The following is a 26293-nucleotide window of genomic DNA, read 5'->3' as shown; positions in this document are numbered from 1 at the left end:
ACGACGGCGTCACCGGAGCGGACGGGAGGGTCGAGCGGGAGTTCAGCCCTTGACGGCGCCGACGAGGATGCCCTTGGTGAAGTAGCGGGCCACGAACGGGTAGACGAGCAGCAGCGGCACCGTGGCGATGACGATGAGCGAGTACTTGAGCAGGTTCGCCAGCTGCTGGCGCTCCATCATCGCGGCGGCGTCGGTGCTGCCCCCGGACGTGTTGAGCACGAGGATGTTGCGCAGGACGATCTGCAGCGGCGCCAGGTCGGGGTCGCGCAGGTACAGCAGGGCGTCGAAGTAGGAGTTCCACTGGGCGATGCCGTACATGAGCGCGATGACGGCGATGAGGGGTTTGGCCAGCGGCAGGACGACGGTGAAGAGGATCCGCAGGTCGCTCGCCCCGTCGATGGCGGCCGCCTCGTGCAGCTCCTCGGGGATGGAGGAGCGCAGGAACGCGATCGCGATGATGACCTGCCACACCCCGATGGCCTGGGGCAGCAGCAGCGCGCCGCGGGTGTCGAGCAGCCCGAGCGCCTGCACGACGAGGTAGGTGGGGATGATCCCGCCGGCGAAGAGCATCGTGAAGACGACGAACTTCGTGATGACGGTGCGACCCCACAGCCCCGGCCGCGACAACGGGTACGCGATCATGATCGTGAGGGTCACGCTGATCGCGGCACCGGCCACCGTGTAGAAGACCGAGTTGGCGAAGCCCTTGAGGATCGCCGAGTTGGACAGCGCCACCTCGTAGCCGCGCAGGGTCGGCTCGACGGGCCACAGGAACACCCGGCCCGCCGAGACGGCGGCGGGTGAGCTGAAGGAGCTCGCGACGATGTAGACGAGCGGCACGAGCACGATGACGAGCGCCGTCACCAGCAGGACGTAGACGCCCACCATGAAGACCTTGTCGACGCCCGGGTCCTTCACCTGCCGGGCGCGAGGCACCTGCTGCGGTCCCCGGGTCCGCCGCCGCGGTTCCGTCGTCGTCCCGTTCACCACAGACCACTCCCCGTGACTCGTTTGGCGACCCGGTTCACCGTGAGGAGCAGCACCAGGTTGATGACGGAGTTGAACAGGCCGATGGCGCTGGCCAGGCTGAAGTCGGCGTTGATGAGCCCGACCTTGTACGTGTAGGTCGCGATGACCTCCGACTGCGACAGGTTGAGCGGGTTCTGCAGGAGGAACGCCTTCTCGAACCCGAGCGACATGACGTTGCCGACACCGAGGATGAGGATGATGACCGCCGTCGGCGCGATGCCCGGCAGGTCGACGTTGACGATCTTCTGCAGCCGGTTCGCGCCGTCGACGCGGGCCGCCTCGTAGAGCGTCGGGTCGATGCCCGCGAGCGCCGCGAGGTAGATGACGGCGGAGTAGCCCGCCGTCTGCCACACGTCGGTCCAGACGTAGATGTGCCGGAAGGCGTTGGGGTCGCCGAGGATGTTGGGGTCGTCCGCGCCGAAGAAGCCGAAGACGTCCGAGACCAGGCCGATCCGCGGCGACAGGATGAGGATCGTCATCGAGACGATGATCACCGTGGAGATGAAGAACGGCGCGTAGGTGACGAGCTGCACGGTCTTGGCGAAGAACCGCAACCGCACCTCGTTGATCGCCAGCGCGAGGACGATCGGGATCGGGAAGCCAGCCAGCACGGCGTAGACGGACAGCAGGAACGTGTTGGAGACGATGCGCTCGAAGACGGGGTTGTCGAAGAAGCGCTGGAAGTTCGCCAGGCCGACCCAGTCGCTGCCCCAGATGCCGTCGACCACGTTGTACTGCTTGAACGCGATGACGGCGTTGACCATGGGGATGTACTTGAAGACGACGAACCACAGCAGCGGGACCGCCAGCATGAGGTACAGCTGCCAGTGCCGTCGCAGGCTGCGGCGGGCCGCCGACGGCCCCCGCACGCTGGTGCCGGCTGCGTCCGCGACCTTCCCGGGCCGCAACGGGGTCAGCGCCACGAGCGCGACCGATTCATCAGACCACTGAGTTCGGCCGCGGCGTGCTGTGCATCGACACAACGCTCGCCGCCGCCGAAGTTCGCGTGCGTGAGCACGGCGCCTCCTCGTCGAGTACGTCAGGGCGGGATTGGCTGTGACCGTATTCGTCAGATGTTTGGAGTGTCAAGGCACAGCGGCACCCAGTCCCGTGCACAGAGACCTCACCGCCCCCACGCAGAACGGCCGCCCGCGGGTGCGGGCGGCCGTTCCAGGGAGCGGGGAGGGTCAGCGGGCGGTGGTCGCGGCACGCTCCCGCTGCCGCCGCACGTAGGCGCGCGCCCACGGGTCGGCGAAGCGGGCCAGCACGGGTCCGAGGACGGCCATGACGAGCACGTACGCCGCGGCGAGCGCGGCCAGCCGGGCGTCGACACCGGCCGCCGTCGCCAGCCCCGCGATGACGATGGAGAACTCCCCACGGGGGATGAGCGCGGCGCCGGCGCGGATGCGGCCCGGCACGGCGATGCCGGCGCGGCGCGCGGCCACCCACCCCGTCACGAGCTTGGTCACGACGCCGACGACGACGAGCAGCAGCGCCGGCAGCAGCACCGGGGGCAGCGAGGTGGGGTCGGTCGACAACCCGAAGGAGACGAAGAAGACGGCGGCGAAGAGGTCGCGCAGCGGTTCGAGCCGGTGGTGCGCCTCCGGCGCGAGGTCCTCCGAGAGGCTGATGCCGAGGAGGAAGGCCCCCACGGCGGCCGAGACGTGCAGCTGCTCGGCGACCCCGGCGACGAGCAACGCGAGGCCCAGCACGCGCAGCAGCGTCACCTCACCCGAGCCGCCCGAGACGAACTTCGAGATGACCGACCCCCAGCGCAGCGCCACGACGAGCGCCACCGCGAGGCAGGCCAGGGCGATGAGCACCGAGCCCGTCGCCTCCCAGACCCCCGAGGCCGCGAGCACCGCGGTGAGGATCGGCAGGTAGACGGCCATCCCCAGGTCCTCCAGGACGAGGATGCCGAGGATCGCGGGCGTCTCCCGGTTCCCCAGGCGGCCCAGGTCGGCCAGGACCTTCGCGACGATCCCCGAGGAGCTGACGGCCGTGATGCCGAACATGGCCAGCGCGCCGACGGGCCCGAACCCCAGCAGCAGCCCGAAGGCCGCACCGGGCAACCCGTTCAGCAGCAGGTCGAGCAGTCCGACCGGCGCCTGCCGCCGCAGGTTGCCCAGCAGGTCGCCCGCGGAGTACTCCAGCCCCAGCATGAGCAGGAGCATGACGACGCCGATCTCGGAGGCGGCGTCGAGGAACCCCTCCGGGGCGTTGAGCGGGACGACCCCACCGGCGCCGAAGGCCAGGCCCGCCAGGAGGTACAGGGGCACGGGGGAGATCCCCAGCCGGCCGGCGAGGCGACCGACGAGACCGAGCCCGAAGATGACCGCACCGAGCTCGATGAGCAGAGCAGCGGTGTGCACCTGTTCCAGACCCGTTCCCCTCCCTGCGCTCCGACCGGCTGTCCCGCCCCGGCCTCAGCCGTTGTGCAGGAGCTCCGCGGTCGCGCGGACCCCTTCCTGGGTGCCCACGACCACGATCTTGTCACCGGAGGAGAACCGCTGGGACGGCGCGGGCGACGGGACGACCTCGCCGTTGCGCACGAGGGCCACGACCGAGGCGCCCGTGCGGCTGCGGATCGCGGCGTCGCCGAGCGTCTTGCCGACGTAGGGCGAGGAGTCCTCGAGGTAGATGCCCTCGGTGGCCAGCCCCTCGATCTGCTCGCGCAGCCGCGCCAGGCGCTCGATGACGCGGGGCTGGCCCAGCAGCTCGGCGAGCACCTCGGCCTCGTCGCCGTCGAGGTCGACGACGGCGTGGCAGGCGTCGGGGTCGTCCTGGGAGTACACGAGCAGCTCGCGCTCACCGCCGCGGGTCGAGATCACGCCGATGCGACGGCCCCGCGCGGTGGTGAAGTCGTGCCGCAGCCCGACGCCGGGCAGCTTGGTCTCTTCCAGGTCCACGGTCCTCAGTGTCCTCCAGGCTCGAGGGAGCCGACGACCAGGGCGGCGGCTGTCCCCCGGACGCCGCAACCGTGCGACGTCCTGCCCTCGTCAACACCGCCGGGGGGCAGACCCATCCCGGGCAAGCCCTTGCCCCGCCGGGTTCCGTCGTGCATGATCTGCGGACCCGCGGTGCAGCGATGCACACCGCCGTGCACGGACGCCCTCAGCGCCCGTGGTCGACGACACGGGCGCACCACAGGACAACTGAAGACACACCCATTCCACAACGGATCGTCCGGCACGTACCTGCCGGTGGAAGGACAGCGACGATGGCTACGGTCACGTTCGACAAGGCGACGCGCATCTACCCCGGCGGCGACAAGCCCGCGGTGGACGCCCTGGACCTGCACGTGGAGGACGGCGAGTTCCTCGTCCTCGTCGGCCCCTCGGGCTGCGGCAAGTCCACCTCCCTGCGCATGCTCGCCGGTCTCGAGGACGTCAACGGTGGACGCATCCTCATCGGTGACCGCGACGTCACGACGGTCCCGCCGAAGGACCGCGACATCGCGATGGTGTTCCAGAACTACGCGCTCTACCCGCACATGACCGTCGCCGACAACATGGGCTTCGCGCTCAAGATCGCCGGCACCCCGAAGGACGAGATCAAGCGCCGCGTGCAGGAGGCGGCGAAGATCCTCGACCTCGAGGCGTACCTGACCCGCAAGCCGAAGGCGCTCTCCGGTGGTCAGCGTCAGCGTGTCGCCATGGGCCGCGCCATCGTCCGCCAGCCGCAGGTCTTCCTCATGGACGAGCCGCTGTCGAACCTCGACGCCAAGCTCCGCGTCCAGACCCGCACGCAGATCGCGTCCCTGCAGCGCCGCCTGGCCGTCACGACCGTCTACGTCACCCACGACCAGGTCGAGGCCATGACGATGGGCGACCGCGTCGCGGTCCTCAAGGACGGTCTGCTGCAGCAGGTCGACACCCCCCGCCGCATGTACGACCACCCGAACAACGTCTTCGTCGCCGGCTTCATCGGCTCCCCCGCCATGAACCTGCTGACGCTGGAGTCGACCGACGGTGGCCTGAAGTTCGGCGACACCGTGCACCCCGTGGAGCGCTCGCTCCTCGCCGGCACGGGCAACAAGGTCACCCTGGGCGTCCGCCCCGAGGACCTCGAGCTGTCCACCTCGGGTCTGCCCGTCCAGGTCGAGGTCGTCGAGGAGCTCGGCGCCGACGCCTACATCTACGGTTCGCTCGCGCAGCCCGGTGGCGAGTCCCACCAGGTCATCGCGCGCGTCGACGGCCGCCGTCCTCCGGAGAAGGGTGCGACGGTCCACTTCACCCCGAAGCAGGGCCACGTCCACCTGTTCGACGTGACGAGCGGCGAGCGCATCGGCGGCTGACGCCCCCACGCACGACCCGGTAGGCACGCAGGGCCGTCACTCCGCTCCGGAGTGGCGGCCCTGCGTGCTGACGGGACCGAGGGGCTGGGCCTAGGGGATGGGCCGGGCGGGACGGGGACTGAGAGGATGGTCGGGTGAGCACCTCGACGGCGGCGTCGCTGCAGATCACCGCTGCCCGCCCCTACCCCCAACTGCTGGACCTGCCGTGGGACGTCCCGCTGGAGGAGTGGCCGCAGGAGCACCTCGCCGCGCTGCCCCGGGGGATCTCCCGGCACATCGTGCGGTTCGTCAAGCTCGGCAACCGGGTGCTGGCGGTCAAGGAGACCAACGCGCCCATCGCGCACCGCGAGTACCGGATGCTGCGGCTGCTGAACCGGCTCGAGGTGCCCTCGGTCGCCCCCGTCGCCGTCATCACCGGCCGGGTGGACCGCAACGGGGAGCCGCTCAACGCGGTGCTCATCACCCGGCACCTGCAGTACTCCCTGCCCTACCGGGCGCTCTACAGCCAGACGTTGCGACCGGACACGGCCAAGCGGGCCGTGGACGCCCTCGCCGTGCTGCTCGTGAAGCTGCACCTGACGGGCTTCTACTGGGGCGACGTGTCGCTGTCCAACACCCTGTTCCGGCGCGACGCGGGGGCCTTCGCGGCGTACCTCGTCGACGCCGAGACCGGTGAGCTCTACGACGAGCTGTCCCCCGGCCAGCGCGCGTACGACGTCGACCTGGCCCGGACGAACATCGCGGGCGAACTCATGGACGTCGTCGCCTCCGAGGCCCTCGAGGCCGACATGGACGAGGTCCTGGCCATCGCCGACCGCATCGTCTCCCGGTACCACGTGCTGTGGGCCGAGCTCACCGAACCCGAGTCGTTCGAGCGCGGCGACCGCTGGCGCGTCGAGGCCCGCATCCGCCGCCTCAACGACCTGGGGTTCGACGTCGGGGAACTGTCGATCACGACCGACATCGACGGCACGACGGTCCGCATCGAACCCAAGGTCGTCGACGCCGGCCACCACTCCCGTCGCCTCCTGCGGCTCACGGGGCTGGACGCCGAGGAGAACCAGGCCCGGCGCCTGCTCAACGACCTCGACTCCTACACGGCCGCGAACGGCCGCCAGGGCGAGGACGAGGAGATCGTCGCGCACGACTGGGTCGCCGACGTCTTCGAACCCGTGCAGCGCGCGGTCCCCCGCGAGATGCGGGGGAAGGTCGAGGCTGCTGAACTGTTCCACGAGGTGCTCGAGCACCGCTGGTACCTGTCCGAACGGGCGTCGCGCGACGTGGGCCTCGAGGAGGCCGTGAACTCCTACGTCGTCGGCGTCCTGCCGAACAAGCCCGACGAACGGGCGGTGCTCGGCGTCGACACCCAGCAGATCCCGGTCGTCGACCCGGACCTGTACTGAATCCGCACTGAACTCCGCCCCACCCCTGGAGGACACCGTTGTCTGCTGAGAAACCCCGCGTCGTGCTGACGGGGGCCGCCGGCAAGCTCGGCCGCATCGTGCTGCGCGACCTGCTCGACCACGGCTTCTCCGTCCTCGCGCTGGACCAGACGCCCCCGCCGGGGCTGACGGACGCCGACGACGCCCAGTTCGTCCGCATCGACCTCACCGACCACGGCCAGGTGACCGAGGCGGTCACGGGCCGCATCGAGGAGCGCGGCGGTCCCTTCGACGGCGTCGTCCACCTCGCGGCGATCCCGGCCCCGGGCCTGGCGCCGAACGGCGCGACGTTCCGCAACAACTCCGCCGCGTCGTGGAACGTCTTCGACGCGGCCCGCGCCGCCGGGATCCGCAACGTCGTGTGGGCCTCCAGCGAGACCGTCCTGGGGCTGCCGTTCGACGCCGCTCCCCCGCCCTACGCGCCGCTGGACGAGGAGTACCGGGTCCGTCCGGAGTCGACGTACTCCCTCGTGAAGTCGCTCGAGGAGGAGATGGCCCACCACTTCTGCCGGTGGGAGCCGGAGCTGACGATGACGGGGCTGCGCTTCTCCAACGTCATGCACGTCGAGGACTACGCGCGGTTCCCGTCCTTCGACGCCGACCCGCTGCTGCGCAAGTGGAACCTGTGGGGGTACATCGACGCGCGCGACGGCGCCCAGGCCGTGCGCAAGGCGCTGCAGCGCAAGGGCCCGGGCGTCGAGGTCTGCATCGTCGCGAACGCCGACACGGTGATGACGCGCTCCTCGGCGGACCTCATGGCCGAGGTCTACCCCGGTGTCGAGGTCCGCAAGGAACTCGCCGAGCACGAGACGCTGCTGTCGATCGACAAGGCCCGCCGGCTGCTCGGGTACGAACCCGAGCACTCCTGGCGCGACCACGTCTGACGCACCGCACGCGAGAGGGCCCCGGGGAACGCTCCCCGGGGCCCTCTCGGTTGTCAGACCTGCCGCGCCAGCGCGGTCGCGGCGAACTTCGCGTCGGGGTCGAGGACGTCGAGCAGCTTGACCATGACGGCGTCGAGACGACCGAGGTCCTCGGGGTCGAGGGGGTCCATCACGAGCTGGCGCACGCGCTCGACGTGACCGGGCGCGGAGGCGACCACCTTGTCCCAGCCGGCGTCGGTGAGGATCGCGACCTGACCGCGGCCGTCGCAGGGGCTCTTCTCCCGTCGCACCCAGCCGTCCTTCTCCAGCCGCGACACCACGTGGGAGATGCGCGAGGGGCTGGCGTTGGAGCGCGCGCCGAGTTCGCTCATGCGCAGGCTGCGGGTGGGTTCCTCCGAGAGCATCGCCAGCGTCAGGTAGGCCGTCTTCGTGAGGTCGGCGTCCCGCTGCAGCTGCGCGTCGAGGGCAGCCGGGAGCAGTTCCATGAGCGCGCTGAGCCGCAGCCAGACCCGGCGTTCGTCGGAGGTGAGCCAGCGGGGGTTCTGCTCGGTCATCCTCCCAGGGTACCAGATAGTTTCACTTTGAAATACCTGAACCCGGAACGACCGCGGGGTTCCATCCTGCCACGACACCCGTCGCGTCGACCACCTCGGCGGCCGTGCGTTCCACCCGCTCCAGGGCCTGCGGCGCCAACGGGCGGCCGGACAGCCGCGCGGCCAGCAGCGCCGCCCCCCGGGACGGTTCGAAGCGGGGGGTGCGCACGTCGTAGCCGCCCAGCGCCGACAACCGCCGGGCGAAACCCTCCGCCACCTCCGGGACGGCGAGGACCCCGCCGGACCGGGAGACGGGGACGACCGCGTCGTCGGCGAACCCCGTGCGCGTCCGGGCCGCGACGACGAGGGCCACCAGTTCTGCGGCGGCCTCCTCGAGCACGCCCGCCGCGACGGCGTCCCCGCGCCGGGCGGCCTCGACCAGCGGCCGCGACAGGGCCGCGACCTCGCGCCGGGAACGGCGCCAGCGGTTGAGGACGACGTCGACGACCTCGAGGTCGGTGCGCAGGGACAGGTGCTCGCGGAGCACGTCGAGCAGCGGACCCGGCGCCCGGCGGCCGTCGCTCATCCGCGAGAACTCCTGCAGGGCCCGCAGCCCGAGCCAGTGCCCGGACCCCTCGTCGCCGAACCCCTCGCCCCAGCCACCCACGCGGGCGGTTCGCGTCCCGTTGCGGCCGTAAGCGATGGAGCCCGTTCCGCTGACGACCCCGATCCCGTCGGCGCCGCCGAGGGACCCGGCCCACCCCGCGACGACGTCGTTGTCCACGGCGTAGCGGTCGTGCCCCAGCAGGTCGGCGGGGAGGGCGTCGAGGACGGGGACGTCCGAGGCCACCTCGCCGTAGGCCGGCAGCCCGAAGAACGCGAACTCCACCGCCGCGGGGGCCGTGCCCGCCTCGGCGCACACGCGCGCCACGGCCGCGGCGAGCACGTCCCGCGTCACGTCCGTCGTGCCGTCGCCCTCGAGGTGGTAGCAGCTGGGGGCGAGGAGTTCGGCGAGCACCTCCCCCTGCTCCGTCAGGACGCAGAGCGCCGTCTTGGTGCCACCGCCGTCGACGCCGAGGAACACGGCGGGCTGCGTGGGACCCCCGGCGGCGTTCACGGCTGCCACGGGTGGACGGTGACCCCCTGCACGACCCTGTTCACCTCCCCGTCGGGGAACGGGTCGTCGGGGGTGCCGGGACCGGCGAGGGCGAACCGCAGTGCGAGGAGCTGGGCGGTGACCGCGGCGGGCAGGGCCCGCAGGTCGTCCGGCACGCCGTCGGGGAGCCCCGGGTCGACGACGAGCACGTCCCGCTCGCCCAGCGCGGCCCGCAGCTCGGCGACGATGTCGTCGTCGTAGCGCTGCGTGTACGGGTCCCCGGAGCGGAAGACGACCGCGAGGGTCCCGGGCCGCAGGAAGGACTTCGGGCCGTGGCGGAACCCCAGGGACGTGTCGTGCAGCCCGACGACCGCACCGGCCGTGAGTTCGAGGAGCTTCAGCGAGGCCTCCCGGGCCAGGCCTTCCAGCGGACCGCTGCCCAGCAGGACGACGCGGTCGTGACCGCGGGCCGCGACGGCGGCGAGGTCGTCGGCCGTGCGCAGGGCCGCCTCGGCCGCCTCGGCGAGGGCCGGCACCGGCACGCTCGCCGCCGGGGCGAGGAGGAGGCGCGCCGCGAGCAGCATCGACGTGAAGCTCGACGTCATGGCGAACCCGCGGTCGTTCGTCGCGGGCGGCAGGGTCACGACGTGCGAGCGCGCGCGCCCGGTGTGGGCGGTGGCGAGGCGGCCCCCGGCGTTGCAGGTGACGACGAGGTGGTGGACCTCGGCCACCGCGGCGTCCGCGACCTGCGTCGCGGCGACGCTCTCGGGGCTGTCCCCGGACCGGGCGAAGGACACGAGCAGCGTGGGGCGGTCGGTGAGGAGGGCTCCGCGCGGGTCCGCGACGAGGTCGGTCGTCGCGAGCGCCTCGACCGGGCGCCCGAGCAGCCGGGTGAGGGCGGGGGCCAGGACCAGCCCCACGAACGCCGACGTGCCGGCCCCGGTGAGCACGACGCGGACGTCGTCCCGGGCGAGCAGCGGCGCGAGCCACGCCCGCGCGGCGTCGTCGGCCGCCACGAGGTCGGCGACCTCCCGCCAGAGCGCGGGCTGCTGGGCGACCTCCGTCGCCGTGTGGACGGCGCCGCGGGCGCGCAGGCCGTCGAGCTCACCGTCGGGGAAGCGGGGGGTCACGTCGGCTCCTGGGGCGTCGGACGGGTCCGTCGAGCGCGGTGGACCGGTCCCTGTGAGCGATTCTGCGCGATCGACACCCGGAACGATAGGAGTCGCTCACGAGCGGGGTCAACGGCGCCCCCTCAGGAGCGGAGGAACTCCGCCAGCTCCTCGAGGTCCGCGACGACGACGGCGCCGGCCCGCGACTCCTCGGGCAGGTCCTCGAGCAGCGTCGCGTCGGGCACGGCGAGCGCCCCCGCGGTCGTCGCGAGCGTGGCCCCGGTGGCGCGGGCCAGGTCCAGCAGGAAGCGCCGGACCCCGTCGTCGCCGTCGAGGTCGACCATGAGCGCGTCGAGCGGGTCGCCGTAGCCGTACAGGTCGGCCGACCCGTCCGGTGTCTCCACGCGCACGAAGAGGTGCTCGGGGTCGCGGTCGGCCGCGAGCGGTTCGACCACGGCGCGGGCGGCGGACAGGTCCAGCGGGACCTCCGCGCCGCCCGCGAACCGGGTCAGGAAGACGTCCAGGCTCACCGGTGGCGCGAGACCTCGTAGAGCGCGATGCCGGCTGCGACCCCGGCGTTGAGGGACTCCACGGCCGCGGCCATCGGGATGCTGACGACCTGGTCGCACTTCTCCCGGACCAGCCGAGACAACCCCGCACCCTCGGCGCCCACGACGACGACGAGCGGTCCGTCGGCCAGCCGCAGGTCGGGCAGGTCGACGTCGCCGTCGGCGTCGAGGCCGACGACGAACAGCCCCGCCTTCTGGTACTCCTCGATCGCGCGCACGAGGTTGGTCGCGCGGGCCACGGGGACCCGGGCCGCGGCACCGGCCGAGGTCTTCCACGCCGAGGCCGTCATGCCCGCCGCGCGCCGCTCGGGCACGACGACGCCGTTCCCGCCGAAGGCCGCGACGGAGCGGACGACGGCCCCGAGGTTGCGGGGGTCGGTCACCCCGTCGAGCGCGACGACCAGGGCCGGGCGGCCGGAGTCGGACGCGGCGTCGAGCAGGTCCATCGGGTGCTTGTAGGCGTACGGCGGGACGGTCGCCGCGACGCCCTGGTGGACGGCGTTCTCGGTGAACCGGTCGAGGTCCTGCCGGGACGCCTCCAGCAGCGGGATCCCCCGGTTGCCGGCCGCCGCGAGGATCTCCCGGACGCGGTCGTCGGTCTCGATGCGCGAGGCGACGTAGATGCCCGTGATGGGCAGTTCCGCGCGCAGCGCCTCGACGATCGAGTTCCGGCCCGCGATCCACTCGGTCTCACCGGTCGACTTGCGGCGCACGGGGGGACGGCCACCCGGCCGGGCGTTCGTCGTGACCGCGCGGTGGGCGGCCTTCTTCGCCGCCTTGGCCGCGGGGTGGTACGGGCGCTCGCTCGCCTTCGGCGTCGGGCCCTTGCCCTCCAGGGACCGGCGGTTCTTGCCACCGCTGCCCCCCGTGGGGCCCTTCTTGCCCTTGCTGACCGCGCCGCGACGCTGGCTGTTGCCTGCCACTACTGCTCACCTTCCAGAACCCACCGTGCACCGGTGGGGGTGTCCTCGATCACGATGCCCGCGTTCTTGAGGGAGTCGCGCACCGCGTCGGCGGTCGCGAAGTCCCGGGCGGCGCGGGCGGCCGCCCTCTCGTCCAGCCGTGAGCGCACGAGGACGTCCAGCGCCTCCCGCGCCCCGTCCGCGCCGCCGGACTGCTCCACCCACGGGTGGGCGAACGGGTCCAGGCCGAGCACGTCGAGCCCGGCCCGCACGTGCTCCAGCGCCGTCCGCAGCGCCGCGTCGTCCCCGGCCGTCAGGGCCGAGTTCCCCGCCCGCACGGTGTCGTGCAGGACGGCGAGCGCGGCCGGTGTGGCCAGGTCGTCGTCCATCGCCGCGGCGAAGGCGGGCGCCACCCGGCCCGACTCCCCCGGCGTCCCGAGGCGCTCGGCCGCCCGCCGGACGAAACCCTCCAGGCGCGAGTAGGCGGCCTCGGACTCCTGCAGCGACGTCTCCGACCACTCCAGGTGCGTGCGGTAGTGCCCGGAGACGAGGTAGTAGCGCAGGACGACGGCGCGGTGGCTGCGCAGCAGGTGCGGGATCCCCAGGACGTTGCCGAGCGACTTGCTCATCTTCTCGCCGGACATCGTCACGAAGTAGTTGTGCAGCCAGAAGTTCGCGAAGTCGTCCCCCGCCGCCCGCGACTGGGCCTGCTCGTTCTCGTGGTGCGGGAACCGCAGGTCCAGGCCGCCGCCGTGGATGTCGAACCGCGGGCCGAGGTAGCGGCCGGCCATCGCCGAGCACTCCAGGTGCCAGCCCGGGCGGCCGCGTCCCCACGGGGTGTCCCAGGACGCCGTCGCCGGCTCGCCGGGTTTGGCGCCCTTCCAGAGGGCGAAGTCGCGGGGGTCGCGCTTGCCGCGCGGGTCGGCGTCGGTGGCCGGTTCCATGTCGTCGAGGCGCTGGTGGGTCAGCTCGCCGTAGGCGGGCCAGGACCGCACGTCGAAGTAGACGTCGCCCGACCCGTCCTCGGCGGCGTACGCGTGGCCCCGCTGCACGAGCCGCCCGATGAGCTCGACCATCTCCGGGACGTGGCCGGTGGCGCGCGGTTCGACCGTCGCCGGCAGCACGCCGAGGGCGTCGTAGGCGGCGGAGAACTCGCGTTCGTAGCGGTAGGCGTGCGCCCACCACTCGTCCCCGGCCTCGGCGGCCTTGGCGAGGATCTTGTCGTCGATGTCGGTGACGTTGCGGACGGTCGTGACGCGCAGGCCCGAGCGTTCGAGCCAGCGGCGCAGGACGTCGAAGACGACCTGAGCGCGGACGTGACCGAGGTGGGGCGACCCCTGCGGCGTGGCGCCGCAGACGTAGATGCCGACCTGCCCGGGGACGAGCGGCGCGAACTCGCGCACCGCGCCGGCGGCGCTGTCGTGCAGGTGGAGGGTCACGGGCTCCAGGCTACCGGCGGCCGGCGGTCCCCCGGGCGTCCTCGTCCGCCGGTGATCTCGACCCGTGTCCGAGGGCATCGCTAGGGTCGCGACCATGGCCTGGACCGTTCCCGCAGTCATCTCCCGCACCAAGGGCGCCCCCGTCGAGACCGTCGACATCCTCGTCCCCGAACCCGTCGCCGGGGAGGTCGTCGTCGACGTCGCCGCCTGCGGCGTCTGCCACACCGACCTGCACTACCGCGAGGGCGGCATCAACGACGACTACCCCTTCCTCCTGGGCCACGAGGCCGCCGGCACCGTCTCCGCCGTCGGGGACGGCGTCACGAACCTCGCCGTGGGCGACCCCGTCGTCCTGAACTGGCGCGCCGTGTGCGGGCAGTGCCGGGCCTGCAAGCGGGGCCGGCCGCAGTACTGCTTCGCGACCCACAACGCCACGCAGTCCATGACGCTGACCGACGGCACCCCGCTGTCCCCGGCGCTGGGCATCGGCGCCTTCACCCCCAAGACGCTCGTCGCCGCGGGCCAGGCGACGAAGGTCGACACCTCCGTCCTCGGCGACAGCTGGGACCCGGCGGTCGCCGGGCTCCTGGGCTGCGGGGTCATGGCGGGCATCGGCGCCGCGGTGAACACCGCCCCGGTCCAGCGCGGCGACACCGTCGCCGTCATCGGCTGCGGCGGCGTCGGGTGCGCGGCCGTGGCCGGGGCCGTGCTGGCCGGGGCCCGCCGCGTCATCGCGATCGACCTCGACGACAAGAAGCTCGCCTGGGCCACGCAGCTCGGGGCCACCCACACCGTCAACTCCCGCGGTCTGGACGAGGCCGGGGTCGTCGCGGCCATCGCCGAGCTGACCGACTCCTTCGGCGCCGACGTCGTCATCGACGCCGTGGGGCGGCCCGAGACGTGGCGGCAGGCGTTCTACGGCCGCGACCTGGCCGGCACCGTCGTCCTGGTCGGCGTCCCCACGCCGGAGATGACGCTGGAGGTGCCGCTGCTGGACGTCTTCGGCCGCGGTGGGGCCCTGAAGTCCTCCTGGTACGGGGACTGCCTGCCCGAGCGGGACTTCCCGCAGCTGCTGGAACTGCACGCCGCGGGCCGGTTGCCGCTGGACGCGTTCGTGTCCGAGCGGATCGGTCTGGAGGACGTCGAGGAGGCGTTCGCCACCATGAAGAGCGGCGACGTGCTGCGTTCGGTGGTGGTCTTCTGAGCGCCCGGGTCGAGCACCTCGTCACGTCCGGGACCTTCTCCCTGGACGGGCAGACGTTCGACGTCGACAACAACGTCTGGCTCCTCGGCGACGACGAGCAGGTCGTCGTCCTGGACGCCCCGCACGACGTCGAGGCGATCGCCGCGGCGATCGGTGACCGGCGGCTGCTGGCCGTCGTGTGCACGCACGCCCACGACGACCACGTCCGACAGGCACCCGCACTGGCCCAGCGGTTCTCCACGCCCGAGCACCAGGTGCCGGTGCTGCTGCACCCGGCCGACCGGCCCGTGTGGGAGCTGACGCACCCCGACGTTCCGACGACGGACCTGGCCCACGGCCAGGTCGTCTCGGTCGCCGGGACCGACCTGCACGTGCTGCACACCCCCGGGCACACGCCCGGCGCGGTGAGCCTGTACGCCCCGGACCTGGCGACCGTCTTCACCGGCGACACCCTGTTCGCCGGTGGCCCGGGCGCGACGGGCCGGTCGTTCTCGGACTTCGCCACGATCGTGGAGTCGATCCGGACGGTGCTGCTGGAACTGCCCGCCGACACCCGCGCGCACACCGGGCACGGCGACGACACGACGATCGGTGACGAGGCCCCGCACCTGCAGGAGTGGATCGACCGGGGGCACTGAGGCCGGGCGTCAGCCGGCCGCGCGGTGGATCGCGAGGTCGGTCCGCCCGGGGGCGAGGTCGGGCCGCAGGGCGCGGGCCGGGTAGTCCCCGTCGCGCAGCCGCCGGAACGGCCGCGCGGGTTCGTCCGCGATCCCGTCCAACCGCCGGCGCAACCGGTCGACCTCGTGCTGCACGCCGTCCGCGTCCAGGCCGTCCGCGTCGTGGACGACGTGCAGCCCGAGGGTCTCGATCCCCACGTACCAGAGCGTCCCGTGGGTGAGGGGGAACAGCAGGCTCTCCAGGTCCCCGCTGATCCCGCGCGGGCCGATCGAGCGGGCGTCCTCCCCCGCCGTCACCACGAGCAGTGCCCGCCGGCCCGTGAGCCCGCCGTCGCCGTAGCGCAGCGGCAGGCCCGTCGACGGGTCGACGTCCCCGAGAGCGAACCCGGCCGTGAACACCCGGTCGAACCAGCCCTTGAGGACGGCGGGCGGGCCGTACCACCACAGCGGGAACTGCAGGACGAGCAGCTCGGCGGCCGCGAGCTTGGCCTGTTCCGCGCGCACGTCGGCGGGCAGCTGCCCCCGGGCGTGGGCCTCGCCCAGCTGCTCGGCGAGGGTGCCCGGCGTCCCGGCGAGGTCACCGAGGTCGCGCTCGCGCAGGACGGGGTCGAAGTCCTGGGCGTACAGGTCCGACCTCAGCACGTCCCCGCGGGACGACAGGGCCTGGACCCCGGCGGCGGTCAGCCGGCCGTTGAGCGAGGCGGTGCGGGGGTGGGCGTTGACCCACAGGGCGGTGGTCACGGGGTCTCCTCCGGGGTCGTGCGGGCGTGGGGCCGGGTGACGGCGAGCAGGACCCGGGAGAGGGTCCGGCGGGCGTCGTCCTCCTCCGTCGTCCCGTCCAGGACGGCGCGCACGAGCGCGTCCCCGGCCCCCACGACGGCCCGGACGGCGGCCGCGTCGAGGGTGCCGAACGGGGCGAGCGCCGCACGGCACGCCGCCAGGTAGTCCTCCTCGGCCTCCCGTCGGACCGCCGTCAGCGCACTGGACCCGGCGAGGGCCGCGACGACGTCGGACAGCTCGCGCCCTTCGGCGAGGCAGCAGTCCACGTAGGCCCCGGCCACGAGCGCCGCGACGGCGTCCAGCTGCGGGCGGGCGCGGGTCAGGGCGGTGGCCAACGCCGCGTGCTGCCGGGCCTCGAAGGCGCGGTACAGCTCGGCCAGGACGCCGGCACGGTCACCGAAGTGGTCGTAGACGAGGGGTTTGGTGACGCCGGCGCGCTCGGCGACGCGGCCGAGGGTGAAGTCGTCGGTGCCGGCTTCACGGATGAGCGTCCGCGCCGTCGCCACGAGCTGCTCGTGCCGCTCGGCGCGGCTGAGCCGTGGTCGCGTCGTCATGGGTCCCTCCCGCTTACCACCAGTAACTTACTGATGGTAAGCACACGCCGGCGGAACCTGCAAGGAGTTCCCTGTGCGCCGCCGAGTGCCGAGGAGGGTGCCACCTGAGAGCATCCGGGGGTGAGTGATCAGCAGGACGCCCCACCCCCCGCCCCCGCGCCCACCCCTCGCGAACCCGCGACGGGAGTCGTCGCGCGCGGTGTGACGGAGGCCTCGCGGTGGTCGTTGCGCCTGCTCGTGCTGGGTCTAGGCGTTGCCGCGGCCATCTGGCTGCTCGGCAAGAGCTGGTCGCTCCTGCTGCCGCTGCTGCTGGCGATCCTGCTGAGCGCGATCCTCTGGCCGCTCGCGCACGTCCTGCGGGCGGTGCTGCCGCGGGCCCTGGCGGCGCTCGTCGCGATCCTGCTCCTCGTCGCAGTGGTCGTCGGCATCTTCGCCGCCCTCATCCCGAACGTCGCCAACCAGTCCGGTGAGGTCGCCGACTCCGCCGTCGAGGGCCTGGCGCAGGTGCAGCAGTGGGTGACCGGCCCACCGTTGGACCTCGGCGACGACCAGATCGGCAACCTCGTCAACCAGGGCATCGCCGAACTGCAGACGAACGCCCAGTCCATCGCCCTCAGCGTCGTGGGCGGGGTCGGGACGGTCGGCGCGACCATCGGCTCCGGGGTCGTGACGTTCCTGCTCGTGCTGGTCCTGACGTTCTTCTGCCTGTCCGACGGGGACCGGCTGCTGCCGTGGTCGCGGCGCTGGCTCAGCGCCGAGGCGCACCGGCACACCACGGCGCTCGGCTCCCGGGTCTGGGCCGCCGTGCGCGGCTACATCCTGTCCCAGGCCGCGGTGGCGCTCGTCGACGCCGTCTTCATCGGCGTCGGGATGGCCATCGTGGGCGTGCCGTTCGCCCTCCCGTTGGCCGTGGCGATCTTCTTCGCCGCCTTCATCCCCATCGTCGGGGCCGTCGTGACCGGGGTCCTGGCGGTCCTCGTGGCGCTCGTGACGCTGGGCTGGGTCCAGGCGCTCGTCGTGCTGGGGATCGTCCTGCTCGTCCAGCAGCTCGAGGGCAACGTCCTGCAGCCGCTGCTCGTCGGCAAGTCCCTCGCCCTGCACCCGGCCGTCGTCATCGGGTCGGTGACGATCGGCGGCACGCTGTTCGGCATCACGGGTGCGTTCCTCGCGGTGCCCGTCACCGCGATCATCACCGTGATCCTGCGCTACGTGCACCACGAGCTCGTCCCGGACGAACCGGAGAACCCGCAGGCGGAGGCCTCGAACAAGCGCAAGCGCCGGGTCCGCCACCCCGAGGAGGAGCCCCAGCCCGCGGGCGACTGACGTCAGGCCGGGCCCAGCGCCTCCAGCAGAGCGAGCAGGTCGGCGTCGGCCCCCCGCGGCGCGAGGACGCACAGCCCGACGGGCAGCTCCCCGACCCGTCCCCACGGCAGCCCGAGGGCCGGGACACCGCACTGCGAGGCCAGCGTCGTGAGCTGCAGCGTGCCCGCGCGGGCGGCCTCGAAGCCGTCCGGTCCGGCCTCGCGCAGCAGGGCCGGGGTGCTCGTGCTCGGCAGGCACAGCCAGCCCTGCGCCAGGACGACGTCGAGCCACGCCCGGGTGCTCGCGATCACCTCGCGCGCGGCCGCCACGGCCGGGGCGTCGACGGCCTCCCCCGCGCGGAAGCGGGCCGCCACCGAGGGCGAGACCGCGTCGGGGTGGGCCTGCAGGAACGGTCCGTGGTGGGACCAGGCCTGCGCGGCCTGGACCGTGCGGAACGCCGCCGTCCACCGCGCCGGGGCGTCGGCGGGCACGTCGACGTCCACGACGGGCAGTCCCGTCGCCACCGACAGGGCCGTCAGCGCCGCCTCGACCGCGAGCGCCGTCTCGGGGGACGCCAGCTCGGAGAGGGTCCGGCTGCGCAGCAGCGCCTCCGGCCGCCCCACCGGGGTCCCCGGGTCGGCGCCGAGCAGGACGTGACCGGCCCGCCGGAGCGTGGCCCCGTCGCGGGCGAGCAGCCCGACGGAGTCGAAGTCCTCCGCCAACGGCATCACCCCCTCGCTCGGGACCGCGCCGTGGGTGGGCCGCCAGGCGTACAGCCCGCAGTAGGACCCGGGGACGCGCAGCGACCCGGCGGTGTCGGTGCCCAGGCCCAGGTCGGCGGTCCCGGCCGCGACGGCCGCGGCCGACCCCGAGCTCGACCCGCCCGGGACGCGTCCGGGGGCGCGGGCGTTGACGGGCGTCCCGCTGTGCTCGTTGACCCCCATGAGGGAGAAGGCGAACTCGTCGGTCTGGGCGATGCCCGCGACGTCGGCGCCCGCGTCCAGCAGGCGCTGCAGCGCCGGCGCGTGGGCCTCCTCGAGCGGCGCCTGAGCGAGCCAGGCGGGCACTCCCCCACCGACGCGCTGGCCGGCGACGGCGACGAGGTCCTTCACCGCGACGCGCAGGCCGTGCAGCGGTCCCGACCCCGCCCCGGCGACGAGGGGTTCCCCGCGCAGCCGCCAGGTCGCGGGATCCGCCGCCGCCGAGGGGTCGGGGCCGGCGACGGGCCCGCCGGAGACGTGCGCCGCGCGCACCCGCCAGCCCTCCTCGTCGCGGTGCCACCACTGCGTCTGCAGTCCGGCCCCGGCGACGCGGTCGGTCTCGGCGACGACGTACGCGTCGCCCGGCCCGATCCACCGCACGTGCACGCGCCGCAGCCAGCGCTGCGGCGCACCGCCACGCGCGGCCCGGTAGGCGGCGATGTGGTCGGCTCCGACGAGCGCGGTGGCGCCGTCGGCGCGCAGGGTCGCGTGGCCGGGGGCGAAGAGGGCGTCGAGCTCGGCGAGGTCGTCGGCCATGAGGGCCCGCTCGTAGCGACCGAACGCCGTGAGCAGCCCCTCCTCCTCACCCGCGAGGGGCAGGTCCTGCGGCACGTCGGAACTCCCTTCCCGGCTCAGACCAGGACTCCCGTCAGGACGGCGAAGTCCGCGGCGTCGAACTCCGCGGCCGGCCCGGTCGTGATGAGGTCGGAGAACCCGCCGTCGTTGGCCATGACCGTCAGCGTGTAGAGGCGCTCGGTCGTGGAGGTGTTCACGATGTGGTGCACCGAGCCCTCGGGCAGCACGATGACGTTGCCGGGCACCAGCTCGGCGACGTGCTCGTCGGAGTAGGCGGTCGCGCTGCCCTGCAGGACGACGAAGGTCTCCGTCGACTCCTCGTGGCTGTTGTCCGGCTGGGACCCACCCGGTTCCCAGACCTCGAAGACGACGGTCGTGCCGGAGCCGTCCGCGGGGCCGGCGAGGACGGCGAGCTTCACCGTCCGGTTCTCGCCGATGAAGTGGGGCGTGATGGACGCGAGGTCCTTGACGATCGGGGCGGTGGACACGGGGAGCCTCCTGCTGGACGGGTGGTGGGGGGTGCGGGGGTCCGGTCAGGACGCGGCGAGCGCCGCGCGCAGCTGCGCGGACGTCGTCGTGAACCCGAAGACCTGGCGGACGTTGTAGAGGGTGGCGTCGGTGCAGAACTGCGGGGAGGTCGTGGCGCAGAGGTCCTCGACGAGGACGACGTCGTAGCCGAGACCGGCGGCGTCGGTGAGGGTCGCGAGCACGCACTGGTCGGTGTTCACCCCCGCGAACAGGAGCGTGTCGACGCGCATCCGGCGCAGCACGGAGTCCAGCGGCGTGTCGGGGAACCCGCTCATGCGGTACTTGGAGACGACGACGTCCTCGGGCGCGGGGACGAGCCCGTCGACGAGCCGGGCCGACCAGCTGCCCTCGGTGAGGACGGCCGACCCGTTCGGCAGCGCGTCACCGATGCCGGTGGACTCCCCGTCGGGGTCGTAGACGTGCCGGACGCCGGGCGGCAGGTTGGCGCGGTCGGGGCGGTTGCCCCAGTTGAGCCAGACCACGCCCGCACCGGCCGCGCGCAGCGGCGGCAACGTCTCCAGCAGCGGTGCGACCGGGGCGCCGGCACCCGAGACGTCGACGCCGATCGAGGCGAGCCAGCCGTCGGGGTGGCAGAAGTCGTTCTGCAGGTCCACGACGACGACCGCCGTGCGGGTCAGGTCGAGGGTCAGGTCCTGCGGCAGGGCACCGACGGTCACCGCGCGGGGCGGGACGTCCGGACGCCGCAGGTCGACGTGCCCGGGCCGCAGGGTCCAGCGGTCCCTGACCTCCCGCCGGTCGGTACCGGTGACGGTGGGCGTGGTGGTCACGAGGCCTCCTCGTCGTCGACCCCGGCGGCGGGCGCCGGGTCCTCGGTCAGCTGGGCCGCCGTCAGCCACTGGTCGATGTGGTCCTCGATGAGGCGGCGGGCGCGCGCGGCGTCCCCGTCGCAGATGGCGGCGACGATCTGCACGTGCTCGCGCCAGGTGTCGTTGCGGTCGCCGTGCAGCAGCGAGCGGTTGCTCCAGCTCGTGCGGGCCAACAGCGGCTGGTGCACCGCGAAGAGCGTCGCACTGCCGCTGGCGAGCACGACCGCCTTGTGGATCTCGGCGTTGACGTCGCGCAACGTCGCGCCGTCGTCGGCCGCGAGGGCCCGTTGGCCGCGGTGGACGAGCGACTGCAGCGCGGCCCGCGACTCCTCGCTGAGCGACTGGGCCGCCCGTTCGGCGGCCATGCCCTCCACCAGCCGCCGCAACGGCGCGATCTCGCTCATCTCCTCGCGCGACAGGCGCGTGACGATGCGGGCCCTGGACGCGGTAGTCGTGACGAGGCCCTCGCTCTCGAGGACCTTCAGCGCCTCCCGGACGGGGATGCGCGAGACCGCGTAGACCTGCGACAGCCGTTCCTCGACGAGGCGCTCGCCCGGGGCGTAGGTCCCGCCGACGATGTCCGCGCGGAGCTGGTCGGTGACGAGCGCGGCCAGACTGCGCTTCTTGGTGGGTGCGGGCACGTCACACCGTACCGGGGAACTCGAAGCCGACGATCTCCAGCAGAGCCTGCGCGAGTCGCGACTCCCACGCCTCGCGGACGCGGTGGCCGACCTCCGCCGAGGCGTGCACCGGGTCGCCGATGACGCCGTTGGCGGACAGGTCGTCCGTCACCCAGGCCGTCGGGACGACGCCCTCGAGGGAGAGGTGCCGCTTGTCCCGGTAGAGGTCGGCGACGGCCCGGCCACCCTCGACCGCGCGGTCCAGCCGGACGAGCGAGGGTTCCAGCGCCAGGAGCAGGGAGGTCTCGACGTGCCCACCGTGGACGGAGAACTCGGCGTCGGGCAGGTCGAGGTCGGCCGGTAGCCCGAGCCGTCCGGTGGTGACCGGGAACACCTGCAACCCGGTCTCGACGCGGACGTCGCGGGCGACGGTGTCGAGCGTGGAGGGGTTCCCGCCGTGACCGTTGACGAAGACGAGCCGGCGGAACCCCGACGCGGCGACGGAACGGCCGACGTCCTCGCACACCGACAGGAGGGTGCGCGTGGAGAGGGACACGGTTCCGGCGCGGCCGAGGTGCTCGGTGGACTTGCCGTAGTGCAGCGTCGGCAGCACCCAGACGGGGGCGTCGTCGGGCAACCGCGCCACCGCCCCGCGAGCGATGCGCTCGGCCACGAGGGCGTCGGTGACGACGGGCAGGTGCGGACCGTGCTGCTCGACGGCGCCGATCGGCTGGACGACCACACCCCGGTCCTTGGGCAGGGCGGCCACGTCCACCGTCGTCAGGTGGTGCAGGAGGCGTTCGACGGTCACGGGGGTCCTTCCGGGGAGGGCACGTCTCGGGTCGGGTCAGGGGGCGGGGGGCAGGCTCGCCGGCGCGGGGACGGTCGGGAGCAGGTCGGTCGTGAACACCTGCGCGGCGTCGACGTCGCCCTGCAACCCGCCGAGGTCGTCCATGGCCTGGACGAGGTCGCTCCAGCGCTGCGACGTCATGGCGCCCAGGCCCGTGGTGGCGCCGTCCCCAGCGACGAGGAACTCGCGCTGCCGGTCCCACGCGAACCACAGCGCGTCCTCGTCGAGCTCGGTGTTCTCCCGGCGGATCGCCGCGTTGGCGCGTTCGGCGACGGCGGTGTCCGACAGGTACCCGCTCCACCCCGTCAACCCCGCCTGCAGGAACGCGCGAACGTCCTCGCGGCGGTCCTGCAGGGTGTCCTCACGGACGAAGACGACGTCGTTGTAGGGGTCGTACCCGGTGTCCGCGTAGCTGAAGAACGTGACGGGGACGCCGGCCTGCTGAGCGGTGAACGCCTCGTTCGTGGGCCACCCCTGCTGCACGAGCGCGGGGTCGTGGAGGAACTCGGCGATCGACCCGGAGTACACCCGGGTCTTCAGCGTCACGCCCTTCACGCGTTCCACCCAGGCGTGACCGAGGGCACCGGTCTGGACGACCCAGGTGCGGTCGAGGAGGTCGTCGATCGACGTGGCGCCCTGGTCGGCGTGGACCATCACGCCCACGGGGTTGCGCTGGTAGAGCGCTGCGACGGCGACGACGGGGATCCCCTGCGAGCGGGAGCGCACGACGTCCTCGGCGGAGGCGATGCCCACGTCGGCGCGACCGGCGGCGACCAGCTGCACGCCGGAGACCTGCGGACCACCGGGCTGGAGCGTGACGTCGAGGCCGGCATCGGTGAACCGGCCTTCCTCCTGTGCGGCGAACCAACCGCCGCTCTCGGGAGTGGGGTACCACCCGAGCACCACGGACAGGGGTGTGCGCCCCGACGCGGCGGCGGACCCGGCGCGGGACGTGCCCCCGGAACAGGCCGCGAGGGCGGTCGCCGACGCGCCGAGGAGCGCGCCGGTCAGCAACTGACGACGGGTGGTCATGGGGAGAGTTGTATCCAGAGCGTGTTTCACACTCACTTCCTTCGTGTTTCGGATCCGTGAACCACGCCCCGATCCTGCTGCCCTACCGTGTTTCTCAAGATTTCACACCAATGAAACACGCTATGTATACGGTGGTCCCCATCCACCGGGACTCCCTCCCGGAACCACCACCCACCGCGCCACGAGAGGCAGGTCCACCGTGTCCGGTTCCACCACCACCGCAGCGGCCGGCAGCGCGTCCACCCGCTCCTCGGCGGGCACCGCCGACCTGGTCGTCTTCGACGGGGTCACGAAGACCTACGGCAACGGGTTCACGGCCCTCGCACCGGTGGACCTCACCATCGGCGCCGGCGAGGTGCTGAGCGTCGTGGGCCCGTCCGGCTGCGGCAAGACCACGCTCCTGCGGATGGCGGCGGGCCTGTCCAGCGCCACGACGGGCACCGTCCACCGCGCGACCGAGCGCACGTCCTACGTGTTCCAGGACCCCACCCTGCTGGCCTGGCGCAGCGTGCAGGCCAACACCGAACTCGTCGCCCGCATCCGCGGTGTGCCCCGCGCCGAACGCCGCCGCGCAGCCACCGAAGCCCTGGACCTCGTGGGCCTGTCGCACGTGGCGGGGTCCCTGCCGCGGGAACTGTCCGGCGGGATGAAGATGCGCGTCTCGCTGGCCCGCGCCCTGGCCAGCGACCCCGAGCTGATGCTCATGGACGAACCCTTCGCGGCCCTGGACGAGTTCACCCGAGACCGGCTCAGCGACGAACTGCTGCGCCTGTGGCGCGAGCGCGGGTTCGGCGTCATGTTCATCACCCACTCGATCCGCGAGGCCGTGAAGATCGGCCACCGCGTGGTCGTCATGGCCAAGGGTCCTGGCCGGGTCGCCACCGTCGTCGACTCCCCGAGCCCGCCGTCGGCGGACCCCGCCGCCCGGCGCGACGAGGCCGCCCTCGACGCGTTGGCCCGCGAGATCGCCGCCACCCTCGCCACCGCGTGAACCGCTGGACCCCGTGAACCCCGTGAACCCCCCGACCGCCCGCGAGGAGCAGACGTGAGCACGACGACGCAGCACCAGGACCCGGTGACCCCCTCGACCCCGGGTTCCGCCGGTCCCGCCCCCGGGGGCACACCGCAGGTGACCCGGCGCCCGCGCCGCGACCTGCGCCGGAAGTTGCTGCCGCCCTTCGTCGCCCTCGTGCTCGTCCTCGGGCTGTGGCAGGGTCTGGTGAGCGGGTTCGGCCTCCCGACCTACCTGCTGCCCGGACCGGGTGCGGTCATCGGGGCCGTGGGCGAGGCCGTGCCCGCGCTCGTGGAACCCGCGCTCGTCACGATGCAGGAGGCCTACCTCGGGTTCGCGCTCGCTGCCGCCGTCGGGTTCCTCGTCGCCCTCGTCATGGCCCGCTGGAACGTCGCCGAACGCGGCCTGTACCCGTACATGGTGCTGCTGCAGACGATCCCGATCATCGCGGTGGCACCGCTGCTCGTCGTCTGGCTCGGCGCGGGGACAGCGACGAACACGGTCGTCGCCGCCATGATCGCGGTGTTCCCCGTCGCCGCGAACACCCTGACGGGGCTGAAGTCCACCGATCGCAACCTCGTCCAGCTCTACTCCATGGCCGGCGCCGGCAAGACCTTCGAGATGTTCTCCCTCCGGGTCCCGTACGCGCTGCCGTTCGTCTTCACCGGTCTGCGCATCGCGGCCGGTTCCTCGGTCATCGGCGCGATCGTCGGGGAGTTCGTCGCCGGCATCGGCGGCGGCCGCGGTGGTCTCGGGTACGTCATCACCACCGACGCGACCCAGCTCCTGATGCCCCAGCTGTTCTGCGCCGTCCTCGCCGCCTCCCTCGTCTCCCTCGTCCTGTTCGGGCTCATGACGCTGGCCGAACGCCTCCTCCTGCAGCGCTGGCACGACTCCGCGTTGCCGAACGACGAGTGATGCGCCTCCCCCCACCTCCCCCACGACCCTCGGAGCCCCTCGTGCGCACCCCCACCCAGCCTCGCCACCACCTGTCCCGCCGCGGCTTCTCCCTGGCCGCCCTCGGCCTCGGCACCTCGGGGTTCCTCGCCGCCTGCGGCGGTCAGGAGTCCACCGCGGGCGCCGCCGCCGGCGGCGGGTCCGCCACCGGCGCCCTCACCGTCCAGATGTCCTGGTACCCGAACGCGCAGAGCGGCGGCTGGTACGCGGCCGCGAACCAGGAGCTGTTCTCCGACGCCGGTCTCGACGTCACCCTCGCCCCCGGCGGCGCCAACATCTCGGGACTGACGCTCCTCACCTCGAACCAGGTGCAGATCGCGTCGATGACGGCCGAGAGCTACCTCGACGCCCGCGACCAGGGCATCCCGCTGATGGCCGTCGGGGCGGACTGGGACGTCTCCCCCACGGGCGTCATGACGAAGAAGAGCCTGCGCGCGACGGGGTGGAAGGACCTCGGCGGGAAGACGTGGGCCGTCACCCAGACCTCGATCGGCCAGGACTGGGTCAAGGAGTCGCAGGGCATCGAGTTCACCACCCAGCAGTACTCGGGCTCGATCGCGCCGTTCCTGCAGTCCGACGACCTCGTGCAGCAGGCCTTCCCCACCAACGAGGTCTACACCGCCAGCACCGAGGGCGTCCCCGTGGACTTCTTCCCCTACCTGGACGCCGGCTACCGCCCGTACGGGAACCTCCTCGTCGCCACCACGCAGTTCCTCGACGAGAAGGGCGACCTCGTCAAGGCCGTCCTCGGCGCGGCCGCCGAGGGCTGGGCCCGCTACGTCTCCGACGTCGCCGTCGCGACCGCCACGAACGCCGACCTGAAGAAGTCGAACGAGCAGCTCGCCGAGGACCAGAACTGGTACGCGTGGGACACCCAGCGCCAGTACGTGCTCGGTGAGCGCACCACGATGTCCTCGATGACCGACGACCGCTGGACCGAGTTCGCGGGGCAGCTCCAGGAGCTGGGCCGCATCGAGAAGGACTTCGCCGCGAAGGACCTGCACACCGCCGAGTTCCTGCCGGACGTCGCCGTCCCCACGACCCTGCCGCCGGCCCCCGCGGGCTCCTACACCGGCCAGGCCTGATCCGCATCG

General features: G+C 73.0%; 27 protein-coding genes. 9 read left to right on the top strand and 18 right to left on the bottom strand.

The genetic code is table 11. The annotated features are described in order from the left end of the window. Window positions 1–42 precede the first annotated feature (42 nt). The 4 genes from AB0637_RS09940 to AB0637_RS09925 form a co-directional block, all read right to left on the bottom strand. Window positions 43–888, bottom strand: a complete 846-nt coding sequence (locus AB0637_RS09940; RefSeq protein ID WP_366171957.1) for a carbohydrate ABC transporter permease — start codon at window positions 886–888, stop codon at window positions 43–45. A gap of 95 nt (window positions 889–983) precedes the next feature. Then, window positions 984–1898, bottom strand: coding sequence for an ABC transporter permease subunit (locus AB0637_RS09935; protein WP_366171956.1), 915 nt, complete (start codon window positions 1896–1898; stop codon window positions 984–986). A gap of 318 nt (window positions 1899–2216) precedes the next feature. Next, window positions 2217–3401 (bottom strand): cation:proton antiporter, encoded by a 1185-nt coding sequence (locus AB0637_RS09930; RefSeq protein WP_366171808.1) that lies wholly within the window; start codon window positions 3399–3401, stop codon window positions 2217–2219. Between the two features lie 54 nt (window positions 3402–3455). Further along, complete coding sequence (locus AB0637_RS09925; RefSeq protein ID WP_366171807.1) at window positions 3456–3938, bottom strand: cation:proton antiporter regulatory subunit; 483 nt, start codon at window positions 3936–3938, stop codon at window positions 3456–3458. A gap of 311 nt (window positions 3939–4249) precedes the next feature. On the opposite strand from AB0637_RS09925, the gene ugpC reads away from it, so the two are divergent. The 3 genes from ugpC (at window position 4250) to AB0637_RS09910 (ending at window position 7652) form a co-directional block, all read left to right on the top strand. Next, window positions 4250–5326 carry a sn-glycerol-3-phosphate ABC transporter ATP-binding protein UgpC gene (gene ugpC, locus AB0637_RS09920; protein ID WP_366171805.1) on the top strand — a complete coding sequence of 359 codons (1077 nt, stop codon included), beginning with the start codon at window positions 4250–4252 and terminating at the stop codon, window positions 5324–5326. Between the two features lie 134 nt (window positions 5327–5460). After that, a complete protein-coding gene (locus AB0637_RS09915) occupies window positions 5461–6729 on the top strand; it encodes a DUF4032 domain-containing protein (protein ID WP_366171803.1) in 1269 nt (422 codons plus the stop codon). A gap of 38 nt (window positions 6730–6767) precedes the next feature. After that, on the top strand, window positions 6768–7652 hold the full coding sequence (locus AB0637_RS09910; RefSeq protein WP_366171801.1) for an NAD(P)-dependent oxidoreductase: 885 nt from the start codon (window positions 6768–6770) through the stop codon (window positions 7650–7652). Between the two features lie 53 nt (window positions 7653–7705). Here the strand turns inward: AB0637_RS09910 and AB0637_RS09905 are convergent, their stop codons facing one another. The 6 genes from AB0637_RS09905 to cysS all read right to left on the bottom strand — a co-directional run bounded on the left by AB0637_RS09905 (window position 7706) and on the right by cysS (window position 13300). Beyond that, window positions 7706–8206 (bottom strand): MarR family transcriptional regulator, encoded by a 501-nt coding sequence (locus AB0637_RS09905; protein ID WP_366171799.1) that lies wholly within the window; start codon window positions 8204–8206, stop codon window positions 7706–7708. A 22-nt stretch (window positions 8207–8228) separates the two neighbouring features. Beyond that, window positions 8229–9311, bottom strand: a complete 1083-nt coding sequence (locus tag AB0637_RS09900) for a BadF/BadG/BcrA/BcrD ATPase family protein (protein ID WP_366171797.1) — start codon at window positions 9309–9311, stop codon at window positions 8229–8231. Beyond that, complete coding sequence (locus AB0637_RS09895) at window positions 9299–10411, bottom strand: SIS domain-containing protein (RefSeq protein WP_366171795.1); 1113 nt, start codon at window positions 10409–10411, stop codon at window positions 9299–9301. Before AB0637_RS09895 ends, AB0637_RS09900 begins: the two co-directional genes overlap by 13 nt. A gap of 122 nt (window positions 10412–10533) precedes the next feature. After that, window positions 10534–10920, bottom strand: coding sequence for a hypothetical protein (locus tag AB0637_RS09890; RefSeq protein ID WP_366171793.1), 387 nt, complete (start codon window positions 10918–10920; stop codon window positions 10534–10536). Further along, window positions 10917–11882: a 23S rRNA (guanosine(2251)-2'-O)-methyltransferase RlmB gene (gene rlmB / locus AB0637_RS09885; protein WP_366171791.1), complete on the bottom strand. Its 966-nt coding sequence runs from the start codon at window positions 11880–11882 to the stop codon at window positions 10917–10919. The genes AB0637_RS09890 and rlmB overlap by 4 nt, the downstream gene beginning before the upstream one ends. After that, a complete protein-coding gene (gene cysS / locus AB0637_RS09880; protein ID WP_366171789.1) occupies window positions 11882–13300 on the bottom strand; it encodes a cysteine--tRNA ligase in 1419 nt (472 codons plus the stop codon). The genes rlmB and cysS overlap by 1 nt, the downstream gene beginning before the upstream one ends. Before the next feature lie 94 nt (window positions 13301–13394). On the opposite strand from cysS, the gene AB0637_RS09875 reads away from it, so the two are divergent. Beyond that, window positions 13395–14504 (top strand): S-(hydroxymethyl)mycothiol dehydrogenase, encoded by a 1110-nt coding sequence (locus tag AB0637_RS09875; RefSeq protein WP_366171787.1) that lies wholly within the window; start codon window positions 13395–13397, stop codon window positions 14502–14504. Then, complete coding sequence (locus AB0637_RS09870) at window positions 14501–15142, top strand: MBL fold metallo-hydrolase (protein WP_366171955.1); 642 nt, start codon at window positions 14501–14503, stop codon at window positions 15140–15142. The genes AB0637_RS09875 and AB0637_RS09870 overlap by 4 nt, the downstream gene beginning before the upstream one ends. A gap of 9 nt (window positions 15143–15151) precedes the next feature. On the opposite strand, the gene AB0637_RS09865 is transcribed toward AB0637_RS09870, so the two are convergent. Then, window positions 15152–15922 carry an NAD(P)H-dependent oxidoreductase gene (locus AB0637_RS09865; protein WP_366171785.1) on the bottom strand — a complete coding sequence of 257 codons (771 nt, stop codon included), beginning with the start codon at window positions 15920–15922 and terminating at the stop codon, window positions 15152–15154. Further along, entirely contained in the window at window positions 15919–16515 is a 597-nt protein-coding gene (locus AB0637_RS09860) for a helix-turn-helix domain-containing protein (protein ID WP_366171784.1), read from the bottom strand. Before AB0637_RS09860 ends, AB0637_RS09865 begins: the two co-directional genes overlap by 4 nt. A 120-nt stretch (window positions 16516–16635) precedes the next feature. Between AB0637_RS09860 and AB0637_RS09855 the strand changes: the two genes are divergently transcribed. Then, complete coding sequence (locus AB0637_RS09855) at window positions 16636–17838, top strand: AI-2E family transporter (protein WP_366171782.1); 1203 nt, start codon at window positions 16636–16638, stop codon at window positions 17836–17838. A 2-nt stretch (window positions 17839–17840) separates the two neighbouring features. On the opposite strand, the gene AB0637_RS09850 is transcribed toward AB0637_RS09855, so the two are convergent. Genes AB0637_RS09850 through AB0637_RS09825 form a run of 6 tightly spaced genes read right to left on the bottom strand, consistent with a single transcriptional unit; the run spans window position 17841 to window position 23230 of the window. Beyond that, complete coding sequence (locus tag AB0637_RS09850; protein WP_366171780.1) at window positions 17841–19409, bottom strand: AtzH-like domain-containing protein; 1569 nt, start codon at window positions 19407–19409, stop codon at window positions 17841–17843. A gap of 20 nt (window positions 19410–19429) precedes the next feature. After that, a complete protein-coding gene (locus tag AB0637_RS09845) occupies window positions 19430–19861 on the bottom strand; it encodes a cupin domain-containing protein (RefSeq protein WP_366171778.1) in 432 nt (143 codons plus the stop codon). A gap of 45 nt (window positions 19862–19906) precedes the next feature. Continuing rightward, window positions 19907–20629 carry an isochorismatase family cysteine hydrolase gene (locus AB0637_RS09840; RefSeq protein WP_366171953.1) on the bottom strand — a complete coding sequence of 241 codons (723 nt, stop codon included), beginning with the start codon at window positions 20627–20629 and terminating at the stop codon, window positions 19907–19909. A 56-nt stretch (window positions 20630–20685) separates the two neighbouring features. Then, a complete protein-coding gene (locus tag AB0637_RS09835) occupies window positions 20686–21369 on the bottom strand; it encodes a GntR family transcriptional regulator (protein ID WP_366171776.1) in 684 nt (227 codons plus the stop codon). 1 nt (window position 21370) lies between these two features. Continuing rightward, window positions 21371–22159 (bottom strand): creatininase family protein, encoded by a 789-nt coding sequence (locus AB0637_RS09830; RefSeq protein ID WP_366171774.1) that lies wholly within the window; start codon window positions 22157–22159, stop codon window positions 21371–21373. Window positions 22160–22195: 36 nt separating this feature from the next. After that, complete coding sequence (locus AB0637_RS09825) at window positions 22196–23230, bottom strand: ABC transporter substrate-binding protein (RefSeq protein ID WP_366171772.1); 1035 nt, start codon at window positions 23228–23230, stop codon at window positions 22196–22198. A gap of 199 nt (window positions 23231–23429) precedes the next feature. On the opposite strand from AB0637_RS09825, the gene AB0637_RS09820 reads away from it, so the two are divergent. The 3 genes from AB0637_RS09820 to AB0637_RS09810 are packed head-to-tail and all read left to right on the top strand — an operon-like array spanning window position 23430 to window position 26284. Beyond that, complete coding sequence (locus AB0637_RS09820; RefSeq protein ID WP_366171770.1) at window positions 23430–24221, top strand: ABC transporter ATP-binding protein; 792 nt, start codon at window positions 23430–23432, stop codon at window positions 24219–24221. 54 nt (window positions 24222–24275) lie between these two features. Further along, the gene (locus tag AB0637_RS09815; RefSeq protein WP_366171768.1) at window positions 24276–25160 is read left to right on the top strand and encodes an ABC transporter permease; all 885 of its coding nucleotides are present in this window, start codon (window positions 24276–24278) and stop codon (window positions 25158–25160) included. Between the two features lie 41 nt (window positions 25161–25201). Further along, window positions 25202–26284, top strand: a complete 1083-nt coding sequence (locus AB0637_RS09810) for an ABC transporter substrate-binding protein (RefSeq protein ID WP_366171766.1) — start codon at window positions 25202–25204, stop codon at window positions 26282–26284. The last annotated feature ends 9 nt before the right edge of the window (window positions 26285–26293 follow it).

It is taken from the genome of Kineococcus sp. NPDC059986, assembly GCF_040702905.1.
Taxonomy (GTDB): domain Bacteria; phylum Actinomycetota; class Actinomycetes; order Actinomycetales; family Kineococcaceae; genus Kineococcus.
This window is presented reverse-complemented; position numbering and strand designations above follow the sequence as displayed.